The sequence below is a fragment of the Pedobacter sp. KBW01 genome, assembly GCF_003852395.1.
In the GTDB taxonomy this organism is placed as follows: domain Bacteria; phylum Bacteroidota; class Bacteroidia; order Sphingobacteriales; family Sphingobacteriaceae; genus Pedobacter.
Genome location: NZ_QAJQ01000013.1, coordinates 1 through 21,612, shown reverse-complemented (window position 1 = coordinate 21,612; position 21,612 = coordinate 1). Strand labels below are relative to the sequence as shown.

The 21,612-nt window shown below is 38.8% G+C and carries 20 protein-coding genes; 12 read left to right on the top strand and 8 right to left on the bottom strand.

Going from position 1 to position 21,612, the window contains the following annotated elements:
• The first annotated feature begins 214 nt into the window (after window positions 1-214).
• From DBR40_RS14460 to DBR40_RS14450, 3 genes are all read left to right on the top strand, one after another.
• A complete protein-coding gene (locus tag DBR40_RS14460) occupies window positions 215-3,010 on the top strand; it encodes a 2-oxoglutarate dehydrogenase E1 component (protein ID WP_124560469.1) in 2,796 nt (931 codons plus the stop codon).
• Window positions 3,011-3,107: 97 nt separating this feature from the next.
• Window positions 3,108-4,334 carry a 2-oxoglutarate dehydrogenase complex dihydrolipoyllysine-residue succinyltransferase gene (odhB, locus tag DBR40_RS14455; protein ID WP_124560468.1) on the top strand — a complete coding sequence of 409 codons (1,227 nt, stop codon included), beginning with the start codon at window positions 3,108-3,110 and terminating at the stop codon, window positions 4,332-4,334.
• Between the two features lie 103 nt (window positions 4,335-4,437).
• A complete protein-coding gene (locus DBR40_RS14450) occupies window positions 4,438-4,800 on the top strand; it encodes a DUF2809 domain-containing protein (protein WP_233603896.1) in 363 nt (120 codons plus the stop codon).
• A gap of 110 nt (window positions 4,801-4,910) precedes the next feature.
• On the opposite strand, the gene DBR40_RS14445 is transcribed toward DBR40_RS14450, so the two are convergent.
• The 7 genes from DBR40_RS14445 to ileS form a co-directional block, all read right to left on the bottom strand.
• Window positions 4,911-5,594 carry a DUF1080 domain-containing protein gene (locus DBR40_RS14445; protein ID WP_124560466.1) on the bottom strand — a complete coding sequence of 228 codons (684 nt, stop codon included), beginning with the start codon at window positions 5,592-5,594 and terminating at the stop codon, window positions 4,911-4,913.
• Between the two features lie 185 nt (window positions 5,595-5,779).
• On the bottom strand, window positions 5,780-6,325 hold the full coding sequence (locus tag DBR40_RS14440) for a DUF4269 domain-containing protein (protein WP_124560465.1): 546 nt from the start codon (window positions 6,323-6,325) through the stop codon (window positions 5,780-5,782).
• A complete protein-coding gene (locus DBR40_RS14435) occupies window positions 6,322-6,888 on the bottom strand; it encodes a hypothetical protein (protein WP_124560464.1) in 567 nt (188 codons plus the stop codon). Before DBR40_RS14435 ends, DBR40_RS14440 begins: the two co-directional genes overlap by 4 nt.
• Window positions 6,885-7,556 (bottom strand): hypothetical protein, encoded by a 672-nt coding sequence (locus DBR40_RS14430; protein ID WP_124560463.1) that lies wholly within the window; start codon window positions 7,554-7,556, stop codon window positions 6,885-6,887. The genes DBR40_RS14435 and DBR40_RS14430 overlap by 4 nt, the downstream gene beginning before the upstream one ends.
• Window positions 7,557-7,748: 192 nt before the next feature.
• Window positions 7,749-8,351 (bottom strand): lipoprotein signal peptidase, encoded by a 603-nt coding sequence (locus tag DBR40_RS14425; protein WP_124560462.1) that lies wholly within the window; start codon window positions 8,349-8,351, stop codon window positions 7,749-7,751.
• Complete coding sequence (locus DBR40_RS14420; RefSeq protein WP_039481375.1) at window positions 8,351-8,734, bottom strand: TraR/DksA family transcriptional regulator; 384 nt, start codon at window positions 8,732-8,734, stop codon at window positions 8,351-8,353. The genes DBR40_RS14425 and DBR40_RS14420 overlap by 1 nt, the downstream gene beginning before the upstream one ends.
• Before the next feature lie 30 nt (window positions 8,735-8,764).
• Entirely contained in the window at window positions 8,765-12,166 is a 3,402-nt protein-coding gene (ileS, locus tag DBR40_RS14415) for an isoleucine--tRNA ligase (protein WP_124560461.1), read from the bottom strand.
• An 84-nt stretch (window positions 12,167-12,250) separates the two neighbouring features.
• On the opposite strand from ileS, the gene DBR40_RS14410 reads away from it, so the two are divergent.
• The 9 genes from DBR40_RS14410 to DBR40_RS14370 all read left to right on the top strand — a co-directional run bounded on the left by DBR40_RS14410 (window position 12,251) and on the right by DBR40_RS14370 (window position 19,641).
• The gene (locus DBR40_RS14410) at window positions 12,251-12,433 is read left to right on the top strand and encodes a hypothetical protein (protein ID WP_124560460.1); all 183 of its coding nucleotides are present in this window, start codon (window positions 12,251-12,253) and stop codon (window positions 12,431-12,433) included.
• 3 nt (window positions 12,434-12,436) lie between these two features.
• The gene (locus DBR40_RS14405) at window positions 12,437-12,709 is read left to right on the top strand and encodes an isoleucyl-tRNA synthetase (RefSeq protein WP_124560459.1); all 273 of its coding nucleotides are present in this window, start codon (window positions 12,437-12,439) and stop codon (window positions 12,707-12,709) included.
• Between the two features lie 311 nt (window positions 12,710-13,020).
• A complete protein-coding gene (locus DBR40_RS14400) occupies window positions 13,021-13,389 on the top strand; it encodes a glyoxalase superfamily protein (protein ID WP_124560458.1) in 369 nt (122 codons plus the stop codon).
• A 136-nt stretch (window positions 13,390-13,525) separates the two neighbouring features.
• Window positions 13,526-14,200, top strand: coding sequence for a DUF6134 family protein (locus tag DBR40_RS14395; protein WP_124560457.1), 675 nt, complete (start codon window positions 13,526-13,528; stop codon window positions 14,198-14,200).
• 1 nt (window position 14,201) lies between these two features.
• The gene (locus DBR40_RS14390) at window positions 14,202-15,206 is read left to right on the top strand and encodes an SDR family NAD(P)-dependent oxidoreductase (protein WP_124560456.1); all 1,005 of its coding nucleotides are present in this window, start codon (window positions 14,202-14,204) and stop codon (window positions 15,204-15,206) included.
• Window positions 15,207-15,410: 204 nt separating this feature from the next.
• Complete coding sequence (locus tag DBR40_RS14385; RefSeq protein WP_124560455.1) at window positions 15,411-16,202, top strand: SDR family NAD(P)-dependent oxidoreductase; 792 nt, start codon at window positions 15,411-15,413, stop codon at window positions 16,200-16,202.
• A gap of 51 nt (window positions 16,203-16,253) precedes the next feature.
• The gene (locus DBR40_RS14380) at window positions 16,254-16,820 is read left to right on the top strand and encodes an RNA polymerase sigma-70 factor (RefSeq protein ID WP_124560454.1); all 567 of its coding nucleotides are present in this window, start codon (window positions 16,254-16,256) and stop codon (window positions 16,818-16,820) included.
• Between the two features lie 4 nt (window positions 16,821-16,824).
• Window positions 16,825-17,781, top strand: coding sequence for a FecR family protein (locus DBR40_RS14375; RefSeq protein ID WP_124560453.1), 957 nt, complete (start codon window positions 16,825-16,827; stop codon window positions 17,779-17,781).
• Window positions 17,782-17,784: 3 nt separating this feature from the next.
• On the top strand, window positions 17,785-19,641 hold the full coding sequence (locus DBR40_RS14370; RefSeq protein ID WP_124560452.1) for an STN and carboxypeptidase regulatory-like domain-containing protein: 1,857 nt from the start codon (window positions 17,785-17,787) through the stop codon (window positions 19,639-19,641).
• Window positions 19,642-19,676: 35 nt separating this feature from the next.
• Here DBR40_RS14370 and DBR40_RS14365 read toward each other — a convergent pair.
• The coding region (locus DBR40_RS14365) for an efflux RND transporter permease subunit (protein WP_124560451.1) at window positions 19,677-21,612 on the bottom strand (1,936 nt) is incomplete at its 5' end.

Sequence of the window (21,612 nt, the reverse complement as noted above, 5' to 3'; positions counted from 1 at the left end):
TACTTAGTGTAAAAGATCTGATCTAATGGTAAATTTAAAAAATCACTCATTTAATCGTTCGGTAATTCAATCATTTCTAAATTCAGTCATTCAATAATTCAATCGTTTGATAATAATAATTCTAAATTCCATCAATATGATTTTTAATGCAGTTTTTTGCCGATAATGTAAGGTAAAATTCTAATTTTGTAATGCTTATAGTAAACAGTTAATAATGGGTAGTTTATCTTATCTTAACGGCGCAAATGCCGAATATATAGATGCTTTATATCAGTCGTATCAGCAGGATCCTGAATCAGTTGAGTTTGGTTGGCAAAAGTTTTTTGAAGGTTTCGATTTTGGAAGAGGATCGGAAGCCACCGCAGTAACAGTAGAAACTCCGGAACAATTTTTAAAAGAGGTTAATGTACTTAACCTGATTGATGGCTACCGTAGCCGCGGTCACTTATTTACGCATACCAACCCGGTACGCGAAAGACGCAAACACTTACCAACTTTAGAACTTTCTAACTTCGGCTTATCTGATGCTGATTTGGAAACCGTTTTCAACTCTGGTGTTGAACTTGGTATTGGTGCAGCAAAACTGAAAGATATTGTTGCTGTTTTAAAACAAACATATACGCACTCTATTGGTGCCGAATATAAATTTTTGCGTACTCCTGAAGTGTTGAACTGGATTCAGCAAAAAATGGAAAGTGTGCGCAATACGCCTAATTTTTCTATCGAAGAGAAAAAACGCATCTTGCGTAAATTAAACGAAGCGGTAAGTTTCGAAAATTTCCTGGGTACAAAATTTTTAGGACAAAAACGTTTCTCATTAGAAGGAGCAGAAGCTTTAATCCCAGCACTTGATTCGGTAATCGAAAAAGGTGCAGAATTGGGTATTGAAGAGTTTGTAATTGGTATGGCTCACCGCGGTCGTTTAAACGTGTTGGCCAATATCATGCAAAAAACCTATAAAGATATTTTCGCCGAGTTTGAAGGTAAAAGCTACAACCCTGATACCCCATTTGGTGGCGACGTAAAATACCACTTAGGTTATTCTACCGATGTAACTACCAATGCTGGTAAAAGCGTTCACTTAAGTTTATGCCCAAATCCATCGCACTTAGAAACTGTTGATGGGGTGGTAGAAGGTATGAGCCGTTCTAAAATCGATTTTAAATACGGTGGCGACAATAGTCGTTTAGCGCCGATTTTGATCCATGGTGATGCATCAGTAGCCGGACAAGGTATTGTTTACGAAGTAATCCAGATGGCTGGTTTGGAAGGTTATAAAACTGGTGGTACCATTCACCTGGTAATTAACAACCAGATTGGTTTTACCACTAACTATAAAGATGCACGTACCAGTACTTACTGTACTGATATTGCCAAGGTAACTTTATCGCCTGTTTTTCACGTAAACGGCGATGATCCTGAGGCTTTGGTTTATGCCATTAACCTGGCAATGGAATACCGTCAGAAATATAAAAACGACGTTTTCATTGATATTCTTTGCTACCGTCGTTTCGGTCACAATGAGTCTGATGAGCCTAAATTCACTCAGCCTTTATTGTACAAAACAATTGAAAAACACCCTAACCCAAGGGAAATTTATATTGAGCAGTTAACTAAAGAAGGCTCGCTGGAGGCAGGTTTGGCAAAAGAAATGGAAAAAGATTTCCGTGGTATTTTGCAGGAACGTTTAAATGAAGCCAAGGCATTTGTTGCCGCCAACACCGAAGTTAAATTTGGTGGTGCATGGGCAGATTTACGTATGGCTACGCCTAAAGATTTCGAAGTTTCTCCGGTTACTGCTGTTAAAAAAACAACTTTACTTGAAATTGGTAAACGCATTACCACTTTACCATCAAATAAAAAGTTCTTCAAAAAAATCGAAAAACTATTTGTTGAGCGTACCAAAATGGTTAACGAAACACATGTTTTCGATTGGGCAATGGGCGAACAACTGGCTTATGGTACTTTGTTATCAGAAGGTAAACGTGTTCGTTTAAGTGGTCAGGATGTAGAACGTGGTACTTTCTCTCACCGTCATGCGGTTTTAACCTTAGAAGACAGCGAGGAAGAATATGTACCATTGGCTAACATTTCAGATCAGCAGGCTGCATTTGATATTTACAACTCGCACTTATCAGAATATGGTGTTTTAGGTTTCGAATATGGTTATGCCATGGCTAACCCGAATGCTTTAACCATCTGGGAAGCACAATTTGGCGATTTCTTTAACGGTGCGCAAATTGTTGTCGATCAGTATATCGCAAGTGCCGAAACCAAGTGGCAGCGCGAAAACGGTTTGGTAATGTTATTGCCTCACGGTTACGAAGGTCAGGGACCAGAGCACTCATCAGCACGTATTGAGCGTTTTATGGAGCTTTGTGCAGATTATAACATGCAGGTTGTAAACTGTTCTACTCCGGCTAACTTCTTCCACGTTTTACGTCGCCAGTTTAAACGCGATTTCCGTAAACCTTTGGTTGTATTTACGCCAAAAAGTTTATTGCGCCATCCGGCCTGTGTTTCTAAATTAGAAGAATTTACCGAAGGTGGCTTTAAAGAGGTAATTGACGATGTAAACGCTAAAGTTGCAGATGTAAACCGTATCGTTTTCTGTAGCGGTAAAATTTACTACGAATTACTGGAGAAACAACAAGCTGATAAATTGAAGCATGTAGCACTTGTTCGTGTAGAGCAATTGTATCCTACTCCGGTTGATCAGATGGAAGCCATCCAGAAAAAATATAAAAATGCCAAAGAAGTTTTCTGGGTACAGGAAGAACCTGAAAACATGGGTGCATGGCCATACTTGTTCCGCAAGTTGTACAAAACTGCCTTGAAAGGTATTGATGTAATTTCGAGAAGAGAGAGCAGCAGTACAGCTACAGGTTTTGCAAAACAACATGCCAACCAGCAAGCTTATATTTTAGCTAAAGCTTTCGAAATTCCGGTAACAGAAGATGTGAAAGATATTGCTAAAAAAGCAACAAAAAAATTAGTTCAAATCGATTAAAGGCATTGCGCTAAGCGTTTAGGGCATGGCGTTAGGTCTTGATAATTGATTATTGAAATTTGATCATTAGAAAGATAATAAAGACATATTTTATATTATGAGTTTAGAGATAAAAGTTCCACCTGTAGGTGAGTCGATAACAGAAGTTGTTTTATCACGTTGGATAAAAAACGATGGTGATGTTGTTGAAATGGATGAAGTGATAGCCGAATTAGAATCGGATAAGGCTACATTCGAATTAACTGCAGAACAAGCTGGAACTTTAAAAACCATAGCAGCCGAAGGCGATACTTTAGCCATTGGTGCAGTAGTTTGTAAAATTGAAGACGGTGGTGCAGCTCCTGCCAAAGCTGATGCGCCAAAAGCGGAAGAGAAAGCGGTTGTTGCTGAAGAAAAAACTGCAGCTCCTGTTGCTGAAAAATCAGGTGAAAGCTATGCTACAGGTACTCCATCACCTGCTGCTGGTAAAATCCTTGCCGAAAAAGGCATCGATGCATCGGCTGTAAAAGGTACTGGTGTTGATGGTCGTATTACTAAAGATGATGCTGTTAAAGCAGAAGCTGGTAAAAAAGCCGAAGCTCCTAAAGCCAGCGCTCCTGTTGCTGCTGCAGCACCTGCTGGTGGCCGTGGCGAGCGTCGCGAAAAAATGTCGCCGTTGCGTAGAACAGTTGCAAAACGTTTGGTTGCTGTTAAAAATGAAACCGCAATGTTAACCACCTTTAACGAGGTTAACATGAAACCAATTATGGATTTACGCGGAAAATATAAAGATCAGTTTAAAGAGAAATTTGGTGTTGGTTTAGGTTTTATGAGCTTTTTTACTAAGGCTGTAACCGAAGCTTTAAAAGATTTCCCTGCTGTAAATGGTCGTATTGAAGGCGAAGAATTGGTTTACAATGATTTTGCCGATATTTCAATTGCCGTATCTGCTCCAAAAGGTTTAGTAGTTCCGGTTATCCGTAATGCAGAGAGCATGACTTTGGCACAGATTGAGAAATCGGTATTAGAGCTGGCTTTAAAAGCACGCGATAGCAAATTAACCATCGAAGAAATGACTGGCGGAACCTTTACTATCACCAACGGTGGTGTATTTGGTTCAATGATGTCGACCCCGATTATTAACGCGCCACAATCGGCTATTTTAGGTATGCACAACATTGTTGAGCGTCCGGTTGCTGAAAAAGGTGAAGTGGTAATTCGTCCGATGATGTACGTTGCTTTATCTTACGATCACAGAATTATCGACGGACGTGAGTCTGTAGGTTTCCTCGTTCGTGTGAAACAATTATTAGAAGATCCGGCTAGATTGTTACTAGGCGTTTAAATCTTGAGGATTCGTCATCCTGAATTTATTTCAGGGTCTTTTATTGATAGAGAAGTCAAGTTTATAGTCATTGTGCTATAAAACTTGACTTCTTTTGTATTTAATGATGAAATTAACATTCAACTCCAAATTCCTTTTTATTGCTCTCACTATTTTTATAATTGAGGTTTTAATCGGCAAGTATCTCAACGATCCCTTCATACGGCCGTTTGGTGGCGATGTGCTGGTTGTTGTCCTGATTTATGCCTTCCTTAGGATTTTCCTTAAAGCCAATAACAAGAACCTGGCTTTAGGTGTCTTAATTTTTTCTTTTATTATTGAGTTTCTCCAAAAGGTAAATTATGTTGCATGGTTTGGTTTGGAAAATAATAAGCTGATGTGCACGCTCATGGGTACGTCTTTTAGTGTGTACGATCTGCTTGCTTATTTTGCAGGTTACCTGATCTGTTTGTGTTTTAAAGATTAAGTTGCATCTGCATTGTGTCGTCATCTCGACTGGAGCAAAGCGGAATGGAGAGATCTTTTCTCAGGGTTTAATAAAAAGATTTCTCCACTACGGTCGAAATGACGGTTTATTTAAGATTTAGATAATTCCTTAATGGGTTTAATATCCAGTTGTTTAAATTCTACCTCACTGCCTTCCGCCTGCAAGGCAATCTGCCCGCTGCTTGCGGTACAATTGGTGCCATAATTTACCAGGGCACCATTTACCCAAACTTTAACTTCGTTATTTAAACATTGGATAATCATGGTATTCCATTCGCCAAGTGGTTTTTCGCTGCCATCGGTTAGGTTTTTAATGCGGCGCAGTTTATCGCCGTTTACGCCCCAGTTCTCTTTTGGCCCACGTCTGGCAAGCATATCGGGTACAGTAATGTCTTCTTCAATGCACCAGAAATCGCCGGCATCTTTATGTTGCATTTGTACTTCTAAAGATTTTGGAAACATGCCGTATAATGCCCTTGGGGTTGAGGCGTGTACTAAAACACCACAGTTGCCAGGTTTGCCGGCAAAACGGTACTGTACGGTTAATTGGTAGTTTTTATAAATTTTATCGGTTATTAAATGACCACCTGGTGTGCCTAAACTTACCAGCATACCACTGCGAACAATAAACGGATTAATGGTGTCTGGTTTCTTATCCATTGCAGGTACATCTACATGCCAGCCTTTTAAATCTTTGCCGTTAAAAAGGCTCTTTTGAGCAAATGTAGATAAGTTAAAAGTAACGAATAGAAGCAGGATGGTGTATAATTTCATAGCTATATTTGGTTTTGGTTATTTCAAATATAAGATTTTAAGGGAATAAGTATTAGACTAATTAATTGAGCGGTCGTATCCTTTTATCGTCCTCGTTTGTAACGAGGATGACTGAGCATGGCGATTGTTATTTAAGATATCGCATTAGAAATGCGAAGCTCGTTAATCCTCGTTGCAAACGAGGACTATGTTTTAATATTAAATCCTTCGCCACTCAATGCTAATTTCAATAATTCCTGATAAGCATTTCCGGTCATACCGAGCAGTTGTGCAAAGGCAGGTTCGGTTTTAATGCCCTGTTTTTTTAAGCTGATAATTTCCTGCCTGAAGGTCTCGCCCTTTTCCAACAAAATCTGGTGTTCTATCAGCATGTGGCGGTAAGCATTTTGCTGAGTTGTTGGTATGGATTGTCCGAAGATTTCGAATTCAAAACCCTCAATAAAGAAATTGGCTTTGATGGATTGAAAGCTTGGGTTTTCGGTAATCATAAAGCCTTTTTCGTTTTGGAAGAGATCAGTTAATATTTTAGTGAATGTTGCTTTATCCTGCACATAGCATATAATATCCAAATCGCTGCTTTCTATATCGATGTTTATCGGGATGGTGCCGGTGAGAATAGGGCTGAAGGCCGTTAGTTTTTCGAGTATCTGATGTGCGGTCAAAACCTGATAAGCTTGCTGTTGCTTTTCGTTCCCGGATTGGAGATAGGAAATGTTGAGGAAGTTGATCATTTAGTTTCTTTTATTTTAAAATAAGACAGATCGAATACTTTGATTTTACTACTTACAAAACCGTTAGGAAATTGAACCTGTTTAGTTTCTGCCAATCCTGTTTGATAAAATTTTAAACCTTCGCAGGCTATAAGTTCACTCGAACGATTTTCTTTTTGGCACTTGTTTATTACTTTCCAGTCGAATAGAAAATGTCCGGCAGAAAAGGTGGTTAAATCTATCACATAAGGAATATCGTATTGCATATTCAGAGCGGTTATTAACATATCTACGCCCGTATTGTTATTTTTAATTTCAAAAGTTAGTTCTTTTATGCCGCCACTGGTTCTAAATTGCAAATTAAGTGTATCCTTTTTAAATTGTATTTTATTCAATTTCTGTTCTACACCATTCGGAATAAATGAAGGGGATACCAAAGTTTTGATGGAATAATTTGAAGTGCCGTTCTTGAATTGAAGATCAGGTAGCAGTAAACGGAATTTAATATCTGCACATAAGCATTGTGCGTATAGCTGTACAACATTTAAAATTAGAAACACAATTAAAAAAGAGATTTTTTTCATGGCCTGAATTGTTTTTTATGTTGCGAACTTTTTAATTTAACGAATTTCTCATTTATCAGCCGATAGGTTCCAGGCGCTAAACATTCTCTGCAATTGTTTTTAAAAGTTCTCGAAACCCTTAAATAAAGTCCATCGAATTTGATTTGCGATCTGCAGCTTTCTACACGGGTTTTGGCTTTTTTGTTTGTTCTTTTAAAATAATTATCATCACTTTCATGCGGTCTTTGTTCTAGCATGTGCCAGGTTTCCCGCTCGTACTCACTTTCAAATTCAATACATTTCGAATTAAGTGTATTAATGATCACATAATTGGATGTTCTCCAAACAGTTTCGCGTGCTGATCCACCTCTGGTATTTTCGAAAACAATGAAATTCCTGGTCATTTTTATTTCATCTAAAGCAGGAGCCTCAGAAAATGTTTTTGGATCAAATAGAATATATTTACTACCTGTTTTTCTGATCAGGAAAAAACCGTCGCCACTTTCGCTCTTAGTTGTGATATAGGTGTTATCATTTATTTTTTTAATGTCCTCGCCGTAAGTTTTTGGATTGAAATTCCGTAAGGTATCTACAGCTTCCATGTTATAAAAGCTTAAGCTGGTTCCGTTTTCTTGAGCGAAGATATTTTCAACGGCGAAGAGCAGTGTTATAAGGAGTAGTTTTTTCATAAGTTGTATCAGTAGCTGGAGGAAGATGAAGTTTAATGCAGGATAAAAATAGATAATTTGGTTTTTATTAGTTGATATGACACCAAACAATAGCACATAAAAAAAGCCCGTCTCAGTTAAGAAACGGGCTTTGTATGTTTTATTTAAAAGTTTTAAGATGCAGAAACAAGTTCAGCATGACGATCGGGGAGATTAATCCTCTACAATCTCACTGTTAATGCTCACATCATCCTTTACATCTTCTTTAAAGTAGTTTTTCTGGAAGATCAGGATAAGTATTACACCAATCGAAATGGCTGCATCAGCAAGGTTAAAAACAGGTCTGAAGAAAACAAACTCCTCGCCTCCCCAAATGGGTAACCAGGTAGGGAAATGTCCTTCAGCAATCGGGAAATAGAACATATCTACCACACGACCATGGAACCAGCTTTCGTAGCCATAAATTTTGCCATAAAAAACCGAATCGATAATGTTTCCCAATGCACCCGAAAAAATCAGGGCCACATTTAAGATCAATCCGCGGTGGTATTTATGTTTAATTAAGTAGTGTAAGCCATAACCAATACCACCTACCGCTGCAATGCGGAAAAGCGATAAAGCCAGTTTACCAAATTCGCCGCCAAACTCCATTCCAAAGGCCATCCCGTTATTTTCGGTGAAATGGATAATACACCATTTTCCGATAATGTGGAACTCCTGTCCAAGGTACATATGTGTTTTTACCCAGGTTTTAATCAGCTGATCGGCCAATAAAACCAAAAAGATAACAATTAAAGGTTTTGTATAGCCTTTCATTAACCCTGCTTTAGTTTAGCTTCCATACTTAAAGTAGCATGTGGTACAGCACGTAAACGTTCTTTCTGGATCAGTTTACCGGTTTCGCGGCAAATACCATAAGTTTTGTTTTCAATACGTACCAGGGCATTCTCCAGGTTATCGATAAACTTTTTCTGACGGGCAGCCAATTGATTGATTTGCTCTTTCTCCATTGTTGCCGAACCATCTTCTAATGTTTTGTAAGCACCTGAAGTATCTTCTGTACCATTGGCGTTCGGATTGCTTAAAGATGCAGTTAATGCATTAAGTTCCTCTTTTGCCATGCGCAATTTATCTTGAATTAATTCTTTAAATTCCTGAAGTTCACTGTCTGAGTAGCGCGTTTTATTACTGTTTTCCATGTTTGTAATTTAGTTTTCTAATATATGGATTTATATTTTAGTTACCGAAATGCTTAACTCAACATCATCTATCACGATTTTGTTTGCATTATTTACAGTATCTGTTAATTCTAGTGTATCAGCTAAGATTTCGTCGCAAATGTAGGCTTTGTTACCAGCCACAGCATTCGCCACCAAGTTATCATTTTGTAACGAAACTTTAATCCTGTCGGTTACTTCAAAATTCAATTCTTTACGTAAATTCTGGATGCGGTTAACCAGCTCACGCGAAATACCTTCCTGTTTAAGTTCTTCAGTAATGGTCACATCAAGTGCTACTGTTAAACTGCCCAGGTTGGTTACCTGCCATCCCGGAATATCTTCCGCAAAAATTTCTACGTCGTCATTTAAATCGATAGCATGCTGAATGTTATTGCTGCCAACTACAACGATAAAACCATCAACTTCTAAGCGTTGGATATCATCCTGATTTGCATTTTCTAAAGCTTCCTTAACGGTAGCCATATCCTTACCCACCTTTTTACCTAACGATTTAAAGTTAGGTTTCAGTTTTTTCTTCACAATGCCATGTGTATCGGTAATAAACTCGATATGCTTTACATTGGTTTCTGAAAGAATATAATCGGCAACTTTTGAGATTTTTTGTTCAAAATCGCCGTTTAGCGAAGGAATTAAGATTTTAGCTAAAGGCTGACGTACATTAATGCCCGATTTTTTACGCAATGATAAAACCATCGAAGAAATATCCTGTGCATATAGCATTCTTTCGTTCAGTGCATTATCAATTAAGTTCTCATCGGCGTCATTCCATAATGTTAAGTGTACTGATTCTGAAGCGTAAGCATCAGTAATGGTTAAATTTCTGTATAACCAATCTGCAAAGAACGGCGCAACCGGACTCATTAACTGGGCCAAAGTTTCCAAACAGGTATAAAGTGTTTCGTAAGCAGCACGCTTATCATCGGTCATTTCACCTTTCCAGAAACGGCGGCGACTTAACCTGATGTACCAGTTACTCAAATGCTCATCGACAAAGGCCTGAATGGCACGGGTAGCTTTTGTAGGTTCGTAAGTGTTGTAATTTTCATCAACTTCGTTGATTAAATTTTGCAACAGCGATAAAATCCAACGATCCAGTTCCGTGCGGTCTTCAACCTTGCTCAGGTTATTCTTGTCGATCTCGAATTTATCGATATTTGCATATAAGGCAAAGAAAGCATAGGTGTTGTAAAGCGTACCGAAGAATTTACGGCGAACTTCTGCAATCCCTTCGATATCGAATTTTAAGTTATCCCATGGGTTCGCATTAGAAATCATGTACCAACGCGTAGCATCAGCACCATATTCGTTTATCGTTTGGAACGGATCTGCGGCATTGCCCAAACGTTTAGACATTTTTTGTCCGTTTTTGTCCAACACCAATCCATTCGAAACTACGTTTTTGTAGGCTACTTTATCAAAAACAAGTGTAGAAATTGCATGCAAGGTATAAAACCATCCACGGGTTTGGTCTACACCTTCAGCAATAAAATCTGCCGGGAAGTCTTCATTGCCATCAATGGTGTCTTTGTTTTCGAAAGGGTAGTGCCATTGCGCATAAGGCATGGCGCCGCTATCAAACCAAACGTCAATTAAATCGCTTTCGCGGTTCATGGGTTTGCCTGATGGAGAAACCAAAACAATGCCATCAACAACATTCTTGTGCAAATCAATCAGGTCATAATTTTCTTCAGACATGTTTCCGATTTCAAATCCTTTAAATGGATTTTCCTTCTGGAAACCTGCTGCGATTGATTTTTCAATGGCGTTGTAAAGTTCTTCAACCGAACCAATTAATACTTCTTCTTTTTTATCTTCCGTTCTCCAGATAGGCAATGGAATTCCCCAATATCTCGATCTGGATAAATTCCAGTCGTTCGCATTTTTGAGCCAGTTTCCGAAACGGCCTTCGCCGGTAGATTTTGGTTTCCAGTTGATGGTTTCATTCAAGTCGAACATTCTGTCTTTAACATCAGTTACTTTAATGAACCAGGAGTCTAAAGGATAATATAAAAGAGGCTCGTCAGTTCTCCAGCTGTGTGGATAACTGTGTACGTATTTTTCTACTTTAAAAGCTTTATTCTCTTCCTTTAATAAGATGGCAATTTCTACATCTACTGATTTCTCAGGAGCTTCGCCAGCATTATAATATTCGTTTTTTACATATTTACCTGCAAAAGGGCCAACATGTTTGGTAAACCGTCCTTGCAAATCGACTAAAGGAACCGCAATTTCGTTGTCATCCAAAACCAGCATGGGTGGAATTTCCGGAATCGCTTCTTTAGCAACTTTAGCATCATCCGCACCAAAGGTAGGTGCAGTATGTACAATACCGGTACCGTCTTCTGTGGTAACAAAATCTCCAGAAATTACCCGGAAAGCATTTTCAGGGCTTTGATAAGGTAATGCGTAGGTTAAAAGTTGTTCATATCTGATTCCAACCAACTCCGATCCTTTACATTCAGTCAGAATCTTGTAAGGTATTTTCTTATCACCAGCTTTAAAATTTGCAAAATCTCCGGCTTCAGTGCTTTCAAAGAAAACTTTGCTGAATTGTTTGCCAACCAGGTTTTTTGCCAAAATTACATTCGTTGGCAAAAAGGTATACTGGTTAAAAGTTTTAACTAAAACATAGTCGATTTTTGGCCCTACGGTTAAGGCAGTATTCGATGGTAAAGTCCATGGAGTTGTAGTCCATGCCATTAAATAAATATCGCCAAATGATTGTAAAAAGGCAGGTAAAGTATCTGCTATTGCTTTAAACTGAGCAACAATCGTGGTATCTGTAACATCGCGGTAAGCACCTGGCTGGTTCACTTCATGAGAACTTAAGCCAGTTCCGGCTTTTGGCGAATACGGTTGGATGGTATAACCTTTATAGATTAATCCTTTATCGTAAATCTGTTTTAAAAGCCACCAAACCGATTCCATATATTTCGACTTGTAGGTAATATACGGATCATCCATATCTACCCAATAGCCCATTTTTTCAGTCAAATCATTCCACACATCAGTGTAGCGCATCACTGTTTTTTTACAGGCTTCGTTATAGTCTTCAATAGAAATTGTTCGGCCAATATCTTCTTTGGTAATGCCCAATTCTTTTTCGGTCCCCAATTCAACGGGTAGGCCGTGGGTATCCCAGCCAGCTTTTCTTTTAACCTGATAGCCCTTAATTGTTTTGTAACGGCAAAAAATATCCTTAATCGCTCGCGCCATTACGTGGTGAATCCCCGGCATGCCATTGGCAGAAGGTGGACCTTCGTAAAAAGTAAATGGATTAGATTTCGGGCGGGATGAAATGCTTTTTTCAAAGATATTTTCCTTTTTCCAGAAATCCAGTATTTCTTGCCCTATTTTGGCAAGTTCCAGTTGTTTAAATTCGCTATACATCAATCAAGTACCTCAAAAAATTAAAGGTTGCAAAGTTAACAGAATTGACCGGATTTTGGTAGTTTTGATGTAAATACTTTTAACGTGAAATTATTTAATATCGGGCTTGCAATGATGGTGATGGCCGTAATTGCCTTGCCAATTGTTGCGGTGGTAAACCCTTTAAACCGCGATTTTGTGCTTTATGCTTTTTATTTCTGCGGCTTGCTCGAACTAATTGGGTTAATCTTTGTTTTAATACATATCATAAAACTTAAAAAAAGATAATTCATGATCAGGCTCTTAAAGTTACAAAAAGCAGTTTGGGTGCTCGTTTTAGGCATCTTAACCTACATTGCCTATAAAATTTTAGAAACTTACGAGGTAAGTGGTAGCCGTTACGTACAAATGCTGGCCGGGGTTTTGGTTATGGCTGGCGCTTTATGGATGTTGTACCCCATTCTTTTTGCCAAAAAAGATAATGATGGCAATGCCGAAATTATTACCGACCCAACAGTAGAAATTCCCGAAGATGAGGAAGAAGATAAGCCGGTAAAAGAGTAGGTTGTTTACTCAGCGTATAATTTTATCATCCATTAGAAAATCAAAGTCAGTATTTGATTTTAACGTTCACCCTGCTGTTCGCTACAAGTTCTCTCCCGATGAAAAAATCGGGATTGCGGGCTTTCCACTGCCATCAGGTTTAATTTACTTCAGCCTGTAGAGTAAACCTAATCTTGCACCTTTCAACAGCCACAATTTTTTTGTAGATTTCTTTTTTAACGGCTAATTATTTTAGTAGCGCACCTATTTGCTGTTGTGTGGTGTTTGGAGATATCGTATGCATAGCTGTCAACTATTTTTTATTTTTGAATATGAACAGTTTCATCCCCTTATTTAAAGTCCGCGATATGCGCGCAGCGATTCAGTTCTATACCGAAGTGCTGGATTTTCGCATGACCTGGCCTGATGATACGACGGATTCGCCGGTCGTTGATCTTGGTCACGAAAACATGGAATTGCAAATTACCACCTACGAAAGCGACAGTCTATTTGGTTCAGTTGTTTATGTGTATGTTCGGGACGTAGATTTTTTATTTGCCAAATTTGTGAGCCGTGGTTTAAAAGGGAAAAGCGGATCGCCTGTGCATCAGGGGCCAGTTGATCAAACCTGGGGCAGGCGGGAATTTTATGTGACCGATCTAGATGGCAATACGCTACGTTATTGTCAATATATAGCCTAATCGCAAACTTTTAACCTGGCGTTATGAAATTATTTGTGCCACTATAAGAGAAAAATCACATTCTTTAAAAAAATAATCAAAGTTGCGTAGGGGTAAAATCCCTTTGAGTTGTATTAGCTCTAAAAACAGAGAAAATATGATTCCAGCATTAGTAATTTGGCTGTGTAAGAAATACATTCTGCCAAGGTTAAACAAAAAAAGCAGTTTAAGCAGCGCCGCACGGTTTTCTAAGCCGGCAACTCTGGCGATATTGTTGCTTGCCTTAAATTTTTCTGCATTTGCGCATAATTTTAGTCAGGTTTATCACATTAAGCACAATGGCGAGGTTATCGGTAAACTTGCTTTCAGTCAAAATACCGATGGCGAAAATACCTACCTTAAAATTACCTCGCAGGTAAGTACCCGTTTTGTATTCAAAATCGATGTGCTGACTGAAGATCTGGCCCACTTTAAAAATGGCCGGTTAATTTCATCAGCTGTAAGTCGTTCGGTTAACGGTAAAGCAAAAGAGCGTAAGAAAACCATTTTCCAAAACGATGTTTATCAGTTGCAGTCGGGCAATAAATTCAACAGTTTAAGTCAGACCATTGCTTTTAATATGATGTTGCTTTATACCACCGAGCCTGTGTCCATCAACCAGGTTTATTCAGATAATTTTCAATGCTTTTTGCCCATCAAAAAACAGGCAGCACACCAATACCGGATTAATTTGCCCGATGGGAATTATAACGATTATTATTTTGAAAACGGAGTGTGCAAGCTGGTAGTTGTTAATCATTCGCTATACACCATAAAAATGGAACTGGTTTAGTATGGAAGCAATTAATCATAAATACCTCAGGGTGCTGGTAACTGGTGCTTCGGGTTTCATTGGCCGTAAACTCTGCCTGAGTCTAGCCGAAACAGGTTACGATGTGGTTGCCCTTTGCCGCGATACCGAACATCCTTATCTGATCAGGCACCGCAATATCCACTTTGTAAAAGGCGATATTTTAGACGTTAAAAGTTTAGAAAAAGCCATGAAAGGCTGTGCTCAGGTTTACCATACCGCCGCAATGGCTAAAATGTGGTGTAAAAACGAAACCGATTTTTACGATGTAAATGTAACCGGTACCGCTAATGTTTTAAGTTGTGCCCTTAAAATGGGGGTAGACCGGGTGGTGCATACTTCAACCTGTGGTGTTTGGGGCCCAACGCTTAACCTTCCGGTTTCCGAAAATGATCCACGGGCAGTAGGTTTTCCGATTAGCTACGAACGTACCAAATACCTGGCCGAACTGGAGGTAAAGGCTTTTGTGCAGCGAGGGCTTGAAGTGGTTATTGTAAATCCTTCACGTGTGTACGGCGATGGGCCGATAACCGATAGCAATACCGTGAGCAAAATGGTTACCGGCTATATTGGCGGTACCTGGCATTTTATTCCTGGCGATGGAAAAGCCATTGCCAATTATGCATTTGTTGATGATGTGGTTAACGGGCATATAGCCGCAATGCAGCATGGCCGAAATGGGGAAAGGTATATTTTGGGTGGCGAAGATGTTTCTTTTAACGGTTTTTTTAATACACTGAAACAAATAACGGGGAAAAAACACAACCTGTATAAAATACCAGTAAGTATCATTAAAGCATATAGCATGCTCGAATTTTTAAAAAACAGGCTTTTTAACTTAACACCATTTTTTCTTCCCGAATTTGCTGACCGTTTAAAGTGTAATCAGCAATATTGCAGCAATAAAGCCATTGCCGAATTAAACTATCACATTACACCCTTTGCCGTTGGATTGGGAAAAACAGTTAGCCATTTTCAGCGAAATTAACCACAGATGAAAAAGGATTAACACAGATAATTTGGATTTAAATCCGTGTTAATCTGAGCAATCCGTGGCTAAAATGCCTATAGTCGATACAATCGACAAGCTCGTGAATCCTCGTTACAAACTGGAACGATAAGGAATTAAATCAGTGTTTATCCGTGCAATCCGTGGCTAAAATAGAATGAAGAGAACGAAAAGAAAATAAAAATGAAACAGTTAATAGCATTAATTACGGGGGCAAGCGAAGGTTTAGGGAAATCTTTTGCCATTGAATGGGCACGGCGTGGCCTTAATCTGGTGTTGGTTGCTTTGCCAAACAGCGGACTTGAATATTTGGCAAACTACCTGCGGGTTAATTTTAACAGCAAGGTGTATTGTATCGAAATAGACTTAACCGAAAGTACTTCGGCCAGCCAGATATTCCAAAGATTGAACACAGGAGGGATTGAAGTAAATGTTTTAATCAACAATGCCGGTTTGGGTAACTGGTCGTGGTTTGAAGATAAAAACGCCGATTTTTACCGCACACAGATCGATCTCAATATTACCAATACTGTTTTGCTAACCCGATTGTTTTTAAACCATATTGATAAAGCTAATGAAAGCTATATTTTAAATGTAGGGAGTTTAGGTGGCCATTTTATCGTGCCCAAAAAGCAGGTTTATGGAGCTACCAAATCATTTATTGGCTATTTTACGCGCTGCCTGCAGCTCGAGCTTAGTGGTACCAATGTGCACATTAGTTTACTTAGTCCGGGGGGGATTAATACCAAACCCGAATTGCTGGTGATGAACCATACTTTAAAAGGTTTTGTCAAAGCCACCATTTTAGAAGCCGATTATGTTGCCAAAACAGCTATTGATGGGATGCTTAAGCGAAAAAAGGAAATAATTCCTGGTTTTGCCAACCGCTTTTTAGTTGTGCTGGATAAAATAATCCCCGGCTTTTTAAAAGAAATTATAATAAGGCGTAAATTGAAGTCGATTTTAACAGCATAGATTTAGATCAGAAACCTGTAAGTTTTTTTAAAACCCTGCAGGTTTAATTTTATGGAAAGTAACGGTACTCATCTTCTCGGTTTAATTAAAAGCGGTAATAAGCAGGCTTTCGACGAAGTGTTTTTAATGCATTTCAAAAATCTGCATGCTTATGCTTTTACAATAGTTAAAGAACGCGATGATGCCGAAGAGATTGTTCAGAATGTGTTCGTACGTATCTGGGCCCGTCGCGAACAACTTAAAGCAGATGGCTTTTTAAAATCGTTTCTGTATCGGGCTGTACACAATGAGAGTTTAAACTACCTCAAACATCAGAAAGTGAGATCGAATTTCAATGTACATTATGCCAATGCTGTAAAAAACGAGATGGGAAATTTAAATACAGAAATTGCAGTCACCGAACTGGAGAAAAATATCCATTCGGCAATTAATGATCTGCCCGAGAAATGCCGCAATGTATTTCAGCTGAGCAGGTTCGATCAGATGAAATATCAGGAAATAGCCGCTGCGCTTAACATTTCAGTTAAAACTGTAGAAAACCAAATGGGCAAGGCCTTAAAAATTTTACGCCACCGCGTTGCCGATTTCCTGATCCTCATTTTTATTCTTTTAAAATAAGCTTATGGATATAAATTCTACACCTATAAATGAAGATTTACTGGCAAAATACCTGCTTGGTGAGGCTACTGTGCCCGAAAGCGAGCAGGTAGAACGTTGGGCTAAATCGGCTCCCGAAAACCTTAAACAATTAACCGATTTCAAGACAATCCTGGAGAAAAGTAAGTTACATACTGATTCAGGAATTAACGAGCAGGATGCTTTAGCGCGGTTAAACCTTCGTTTAGAAAGAGAGGCTAAAACCAAAATTTGGGGTTATAAGACTTTTTTGCCTTGGGTAGCTGTTCTTGCTATTGTTTTTACTGCAGGCCTTTTTGCTTATAAAAATTTGGTGGCGAATAAAATTGAAGTGGCAAGCAGTGCCACAACTTTAACCCAGGTATTGCCCGATGGCTCTACAGTGATCCTGAACAAGCAATCCGCTTTGTCGTTTGTGGGTGGTTTTTTCAATAAAACCCGGCAGGTAAAGCTTAGAGGCGAGGCCTTTTTTAAAGTGAGTGCCAATAAAGCAAAGCCTTTTATTATTGATGTTAACCAGGTTCGGGTAACGGTTGTAGGTACCACGTTTAACATAAAAAGCAGCAATAAACAAACGGTGGTGATTGTAGAAAGTGGTGTGGTGAAAGTAAACAATCAACAAGACAGTGTACGTTTAACCGCTGGTGAGAAGGTAGAAGTTACCCAAAATCAAACCAAATTATTTAAACGCGAAAGCCAGGGTAAACTCTACAATTATTATTACACGGGCGAGTTGATTTGTAATGGTACACCTCTTGGCGAACTGGTACCGGTGCTTAACGAAAAGTTCAAAGCCAATATCATAATTGTTAATCCAGCTATTAAAACATTGCCGATTAGCACCACCTTTAAAAACGAAAAGTTAAACGAAATTTTAGACGTAGTGGCCCAAACTTTAAAAATTAATGTCGAATATGGTCAGGGAATCATTAAACTGAAATAGGCAATGCGGATAATAAAGCTGATTTGTTTTTTGTTGCTGTTTTTCAGTTTTTCGAGCCAGGCACAATCGCTTTTAGCCAGGAATATTTCACTCAACATTGAAAAGCAAAAACTGGGTAAGGTACTGAGCATGATTGAAGAGCAGGGAGCGTTCCACTTTTCTTACAACAGTAATATATTGCCAACAGATAGTTTGGTTAGTATTCATGATAATAGTTTAAATATTTCAGAGGCGCTCGATAAAATCTTAAACCATCGTTTCGAATACCGGCAGTCTGGAAATTTTATCATCATCAGGTATGCACCTTTGGAGCTGGTTTTACTGGTTAACGAATCGGTAGGCAACGCCGATTTATATACCATTACCGGGCAAATTGTAGATAAGCAATTGCAAAAACCAATAGCCGACGCCAGTATTTATGAAAAGAACCTGCTGGTTTCCGAAATTTCAGATGGTAACGGGTATTTTTCGATGCGATTAAAAAACATTACCCAGCCCATATCTTTAACCGTTAGCAAAGAAAATTATAAATCGACTGTTACCCATTTTTTGGCCGAGGTTAATGTAATTCACAAAAAAGATCAGGTCAGCGAGCGTTTTATTAGCGGTAATCTGGATCAGGTAGAAAAAACATGGCTGGGCAATGCGCTGGTTACAACCGGACAAAAAATCCAGTCGATTAATATTGGCGGTTTTATTTCTAAAGCACCATTTCAGTTTGCTTTACTTCCCGGCTTAAATTCTCACGGCTCGTTAAGCGGGCAGGTGGTAAACAAGTTTTCTTTCAATGCCATTGGTGCTTACAGTGCCGGTGTTGATGGCGGAGAAATTGGTTTAATTTTCAATATTGATAAAAGCAATGTGCAATATTTTCAGTTTGCCGGTGCCTTCAATCTGGTTGGGGGCAATGTTCGGGGAGCTCAGATTGGTGGTCTTTTTAATCAGGTAATTGGTGAGGTTAAGGCAGCGCAAATTGCATTGGGCTTTAATGCGGTTGGTAAAAGTTTTGAAGGTCTACAGGTTGGTGGCATTTACAATCGGGTTCGTCAGGATTTTAGCGGGATGCAGGTGTCCGTTGGGTTAAATGCTATTGGCAAAAGGTTAAGTGGTTTTCAGGTTGGAGCGTTAAACCTGGTTGCAGAAAAACAAGAAGGTCTTCAGATAGGAGTAGGTGCTAATCTGGTTAATGGCAAATCGAGCGGGATGCAGATTGCAGGCATTGCCAATTTAAACCAACAATCAGAAGGGGTGAATGTTGCTGTATTGGGTAATTACGCCGCAAATACAGCCAGGGGATTGCAAACCGGGGTGATTAATTATGCAGGCAAATTAAAAGGTGCACAACTGGGGATTATAAATATTTCAGCACAGAACGATGGTTATTCAATAGGTTTGATCAATATTGCCTTAAACGGTTATCATAAATTTAGCCTGGCTACTAACGAAAGCACTACCTACAATGTGGCTTATAAAGGTGGCAGCAAACGCCTGTACAATATGTTGATGTTCGGAATGAACAGTAAAGCTGGAGAGAAAATATATACTGCAGGTTTGGGCTTTGGAAAAGAAATGAGACTTTTCAGTAAGCTTTCTTTAAATCCAGAAATCAGTAGCCAATATGTCTACCAGGGCAGCTGGGATTACTTAAACTTGCTAAATAAATTCGAATTGCCATTAAATATCAGGCTAAATAAATGGCTGGCTATACAAGGCGGTCCGTCGATAAATGTGTATTACACCAGACAAAATAATGCAACCGGCAATTTTGGTTTATTACAGCAGAAACACCAGGATTTTTCTTTTAGCAATCAACGATATACCGGTTGGATTGGCTGGAATGTTGGGCTGGTGGTTTTGTAAATATAGGTTTGGGTTTAAACCCAAACCTATATTAATTAATGATCAAACTCACTCGCGTTCTTCGCGCTTTCTTCGTCAGAAACCAGTTTTCTAATTTTCTTTTTATCTAACCATAATACCAGAGCAGGTAGTAAAGTGAGGTTAAAAATTAAGGCTACCAATAAAGTGATCGATAAGAGTAGGCCTAATACTACCGTTCCACCGAAGGTAGAAGCAGTGAAGATCCCGAAGCCAAAGAATAAGATTAAAGCAATATGAGTCATACTTACACCTGTTTCGGTAATCGTATCGGTAATTACTTTAGGTACGCTGAAATTGGTCAGGTTTAATTCTTGCTGGTAACGGGTAAGAAAATAAATGGTTTGATCGGAAGCTAAGCCAAAGGCAATGGTGAAAATTAAAATGGTAGAAGGTTTTAACGAAATACCAAAATAACCCATAATACCTGCCGTAATAATTAAAGGCACAATATTAGGCAACAATGAAATAAACATGATCCCCAAACTCTTAAACTGGGCCAGCCTCAACAGTGAGATTAACACTATGGCAAGGGCGATACTTTCTACCAAATGCCTCAACATATAATCGGTACCTTTAGAAAAGATAATGCTTGAACCTGTAAGTTCTACATCGAATTTTGCCGGAGGTAAAATGCTATCAATGCGCGGTTTCAGCTCGGCCATAATCGCATCCAGGCGTTTAGAACCTACGTCGGCCATCTGAAAGCTAATCCTGGTGCTTTGGTTGCCTTTGCTGATGAAATTGGTTAACAAGCTGGAATTGCCCTTGCCTCCGTTAGCAATATAAGCCAGAATGAAGTTCTTCTCCAGGTTATCAGGCAAACGGAAAAATGTAGAATCGTTATTATAAAAGGCTTGTGTAGCGTATTTCAAGCCCATGTTTACCGAAATAGAACGCGAAAACTCCGGATAAGCAGAAATCATTTTTTCCAGCTTTTCTATTCTTTTCAGGTTGGTTAAGTTGAAAACACCATTCTTTTTCTTGGTATCTATGCTAACTTCTAAAGGTAAAATCCCTTCAAAGTTTTTCTCAAAGAATTTTAAATCGGTTAAAATCTCTGAGTTTTTGGGTAAATCGTCAACTACGTAACCATTAACATTGATTTTCATTACACCTATAAATGCAATAATCGAAATGACAATGGTTCCGATATAAATTAAGCTGCTTTTTTGCTGTACCAGCAGATCTGTTTTAACCAGTAATTTATGCAAAAATCCTTCTTCAACATGGTTTTGTGCTTTCAGTTTTGGCGCAGGCAGGTAACTGAAAATAATCGGGATTAAGCACAGGCACATTAACCAGGTAACCATTACGTTAATAGAGGCCACACTACCAAATTGCATCAATAACTCACTGCCGGTAAAGTACAATACTCCGAAACCAATAGCTGCGGTAATGTTGGCAATTAAGGTGGTAATTGCAATCCGCTCGATGGTAGTGCTTAATGCCAATTGTTTATCACCGTGTTTTCTAAGCTCGTTCTGGTACTTGTTTAACAATAAAATACTGTTCGGAATACCAATAATTACAATAAGTGGCGGTATAAGTCCGGTTAAAATAGTTAGTTCGTGACCGAATAGCACCAACGTGCCAATGCTCCAGATTACCCCCATTACCACTACTAAAATCGGGAAGAAAACGGCATAAAATTTCTTGAAGAAAAATAGTAAAATTAGGGCGGAAACTAAAATCGATAATCCTAAAAACAGCACAAATTCGTTGCTTACCAGTTTACTCACCGCAGTACGGATGTAAGGTAATCCCGAAATATGTACCTGTATTTTGGTTTTGCTTTGGAAAGCTTTTGCTTTAGCCTCAATTTCTTTTAAAATCGGGTTTCTCGCGGCGGTATTTAATATTTTGGTATCGAAAGTAATGGCCATTAAAGTGGCATTCTGGCGGTTATAAACCAAACCTTCGAAAAAAGGATTGTCTCGTCCTGAAATTACT